This is a genomic window from Kitasatospora sp. NPDC057512, assembly GCF_042802135.1.
Lineage (GTDB): Bacteria > Actinomycetota > Actinomycetes > Streptomycetales > Streptomycetaceae > Kitasatospora.
On record NZ_JBHVET010000793.1, the window covers coordinates 1 to 3,665 of the forward strand.

At 74.9% G+C, this 3,665-nt stretch carries 3 protein-coding genes; all 3 read left to right on the plus strand.

Going from position 1 to position 3,665, the window contains the following annotated elements:
• The first annotated feature begins 98 nt into the window (after positions 1-98).
• Positions 99-1,118: an N-acetylglucosamine kinase gene (locus ACFU6K_RS33815; protein ID WP_380669624.1), complete on the plus strand. Its 1,020-nt coding sequence runs from the start codon at positions 99-101 to the stop codon at positions 1,116-1,118.
• A 329-nt stretch (positions 1,119-1,447) separates the two neighbouring features.
• Positions 1,448-2,164, plus strand: a complete 717-nt coding sequence (locus ACFU6K_RS33820) for a hypothetical protein (protein WP_380669620.1) — start codon at positions 1,448-1,450, stop codon at positions 2,162-2,164.
• 359 nt (positions 2,165-2,523) lie between these two features.
• A complete protein-coding gene (locus ACFU6K_RS33825; protein WP_380669622.1) occupies positions 2,524-3,624 on the plus strand; it encodes a hypothetical protein in 1,101 nt (366 codons plus the stop codon).
• Positions 3,625-3,665 lie beyond the last annotated feature (41 nt).

A 3,665-nucleotide genomic window follows, 5' to 3' on the forward strand; every position in this document is an offset into this window, starting at 1 on the left:
ACCGCGAGGAGACCGTCCACCCCCGGCCGGGGACCTTTCGGCCGGGCCACCCGGCCGACGACCAACGGCCCGGGCCACGTACGAGCCGCGGGGACCTGATGACCCACCAGCCCGAACCACTCCTGCCCGGCGTCCTCGCCATCGACGCGGGGAACTCCAAGACCGACGTCGCCCTGATCGGCACCGACGGCAGCATCCTCGGCACCGCCCGCGGCGGCGGCTTCGAACCGCAGAAGATCGGCGGCGCGGCGGCCGTCGCCGGCCTCGCCCCGCTGGTCGAGCAGGCCGCCGCCGAGGCCGGCCACCCGTCCTGGAGCGGCGTGCTCACCGGCCACGTCAGCGCCTGCCTGGCCAACGCCGACCTGCCGGTCGAGGAGGAGGCGCTGCGGGTGGCGCTGGAGTCCCACCCCTGGGGCGCCGGCAACACCGTCGTCAACGACACCTTCGGCCTGCTGCGGGCCGGCACCGACGGCCCGCGCGGGGTCGCGGTGGTCTGCGGCGCCGGGATCAACTGCGTCGGGCTGCTGCCGGACGGCCGCACCGCCCGCTTTCCCGCCCTCGGCGAGCTCACCGGCGACTGGGGCGGCGGCTCCGGACTCGCCGTCGCCAGCATGTGGCACGCCGTCCGCGCGGAGGACGGGCGCGGCGGGCCGACCGGGCTCGCCCGCGCCATCGCCGAGCACTTCGGCCTGCCCGGCGCCGGCGCCGTCGCCGAGGCCGTCCACCTCGGGCACCTGCCGAACGCGCGACTGCACGAGATCGTCCGGGTGCTGTTCGCCGTCGCGGACGAGGGCGACGAGGTGGCGCGGGGGCTGATCGACCGCCAGGCCGACGAAATCGTCCGGCTCGCGGTGGTGGCGCTCCGCCGCCTGGACCTGCTGGACACCCCGACCCCGGTGGTGCTGGGCGGCGGCGTGCTCGCCTCCCGGCAGCCGCTGCTGCTGGACAACGTGACCGCCCGGCTCGCCGAGGCCGCGCCGCTGGCCGAGCCGCGCGTCGTCGTCGCCCCGCCCGTGCTGGGCGCGGCGCTGCTCGGCCTCGACCACCTGGCGGCGGGGCCGCGGGCGCAGGCCCGGGTGCGCGAGGCGTACGAGGCGGGCAGACCGGTGGCCGCCTGACGGCCGCTCACCGGCTCCCTTCTCCCCTCCTGACAGCCGTTCGCCGGCTCCCTTCCCCCGCCGGACCCGCACATCCGGCGGGGGAAGGGCAAGGGTGTGTCTGACCATTCCCGCCGGGTGCGCGACGCCGGTGCACGCACCTCGCCGCGTTGTCGTCGGTCGCCAATGCTCCGCAGTGGCTCCCTCCTCCGCCTTGCGATGCACGCACCCCAACGCCGCGCCCTGATCCGACGCCAATGGTCAGACACACCCGGGCGGGAACCACGGACCGGGCCCCGGTCGTGTTAAGCGGGTACCGCCAACCGCCGCCGCCCGGGGAGACTTGTGCCATGGCCACGCCCCGCATGCTCCTCGCCGCCGCCCTGCTGGCCTGCGGCGCCGCCGCCGTCCTCACCGGCTGCACGCCCGCCGACTCCGGTCCCACGGTGGCCGCCGCCTCCGCCGCCGCGCTGGCCGACGAGGGCGCGGACGACCTGTTGGACGAGGACGACGGCCTCTTCTACGAGGAGGAGGAGTACTACTCCGGCTCGGCCGAGCCGTCCGCCACCTTCTCCTCCGCCGCTCCCGACGCGGCCGCCTCGCCGGACGCGCCCGCCTCGCCCGACTCTCCCGCTTCTCCCGACGAGCCCTCCGACGAGCCCTCCGCCGGGCCTTCCACCGGGTCTTCCACCGGGCCTTCCGCCGGGCCCGGGTGCACCGTTCCCACCGGCCGCCCAGGCCACGAGTTCCTCGTCGTCGTCTCCGCCGGCCCGGCCGAACTCACCGCCCGGTCCGCCCGCTTCAGCTGCGGCTCCGCCCGCTACGAGCCCGTCGGCAGCCCCGTCCACTACGGCTTCGCGGGGGCGGGCGTGGCGGCGACCCTGGTCGACGTCACCCACGACGAACCCGCCAGGACCGTCCCCCTCGACGAGCTGATCGCCCACATCGACGACTGCCTGGCCGAGCGCGAACCGGCCGACCCGTACGGCTGCCACGGCAACGCCTACGACGTGGTGCTGGACTCCCACGGCCGGATCATGCGGATCGGCGAGGTCGAGGGGCCCTGAGCCGACCCTCGGCGGCGGCCCGACGGCGCATACGGTGTAGAAGCGCCTCTCAACTGTTGGCATTCGGCTGCGCTACGCGCATCAACCCGCCCCCAGCTGCGGGCTTTTGACGTTCACTACGTCCGCCCGGGCGGCCCTTGGGGCGGGTCTTACCCTTTGCGTGCTTGAACCGGTTTCGGCCGCGGTGCTTTGCTTCCGGCGGTCGGCGGTGAACCGGTCCCCCATCCCCACCTCACTGGTCGTCCCTGACGGGCCGCCAGTGGGCCCGGCTCGCCGTCGTCGTGCTCCTCCCCCTTCGTCCCCCACCGTGCCGCCGCGCCGTACCCGGCCGCGGCCGGCACCAGAGAGGAACCCTCACGATGGGCATCTCCCCCACCTCCCGCCGGATGCGACTGCGGGCCCTGACCGGGCTCAGCGCCCTGGCGCTGGCCGCCGCCGGCTTCGCGGCCGCTCCGGCCGCCCAGGCCGTCCAGGACAACCGGCCGGCCGGCGAGTTCGCCGGACAGCCGCACCCCTACCGGCACGGCGCGCACCCGACCAAGGAGGCCGGCAACTCCGCCAAGGCGGCGGGCAACAACCTCAGCTACGGCGGCGGCGTGGACGGCATCGGCGTCACCACCGGCGCGCCGAAGGTCTACCTGGTCTTCTGGGGCTCCCAGTGGGGCACCCAGGGCACCAACTCCAGCGGCTACACCACCCTGACCGGCGACCCGAAGGGCGAGGCCGTCCGGGCGCAGCAGCTGTTCAAGGGCCTCGGCACCAACAGCGAGACCTGGTCCGGCGTCATGACCCAGTACTGCCAGGGCGTCGCCGCGGGCGCGACCAGCTGCCCGACCGGCTCGACGCACGTCGGCTACCCGACCGGCGGCGCGCTGGCCGGCGTCTGGGTCGACGAGTCCGCCGCCGCTCCGGGCCAGGCCAGCGGCAACCAGCTGGCCGCCGAGGCCGTCAAGGCCGCCGGGCACTTCGGCAACACCACCGCCGCCGCCAACCGCAACGCGCAGTACGTGGTGCTGTCGCCGACCGGCACCCACCCTGACGGCTTCAACACCCCGAACGGTGGCTTCTGTGCCTGGCACGACTGGAACGGCGACACCACCCTGACCGGCGGCGCGGCCTCCTCCCCGTACGGTGACGTGGCGTTCACCAACGACCCGTACGTGACCGACATGGGCAGCTCCTGCGGCCAGAACTACGTCAACAGCGGCAGCGCGGGCACCCTGGACGGCGTGACCATCGTGTACGGCCACGAGTACTCGGAGACCATCACCGACCAGAACCCGGCGGGCGGCTGGACCGACTCGACCGGGTACGAGAACGCCGACAAGTGCTCGTGGAACGGGGTCGGCGGGACGGGCGGCGCGCAGAACGTGACGTTCGCGACGGGCTCGTTCGCCATGCAGGGCACCTGGTCGAACGGCGTGAGCGGCTGCCAGATCTCGCACGCGGTCGTCCACTGACGACCGGGTGAGGCGAGCGCCGGAGTGGGCCGTGCGGGGCC

Bases quoted from the DNA above. Each gene is read 5' to 3' on its own strand.
- ACFU6K_RS33815 (WP_380669624.1), top strand. From the start codon at position 99: ATGACCCACCAGCCCGAACCACTCCTGCCCGGCGTCCTCGCCATCGAC.
- ACFU6K_RS33820 (WP_380669620.1), top strand. From the start codon at position 1,448: ATGGCCACGCCCCGCATGCTCCTCGCCGCCGCCCTGCTGGCCTGCGGC.
- ACFU6K_RS33825 (WP_380669622.1), top strand. From the start codon at position 2,524: ATGGGCATCTCCCCCACCTCCCGCCGGATGCGACTGCGGGCCCTGACC.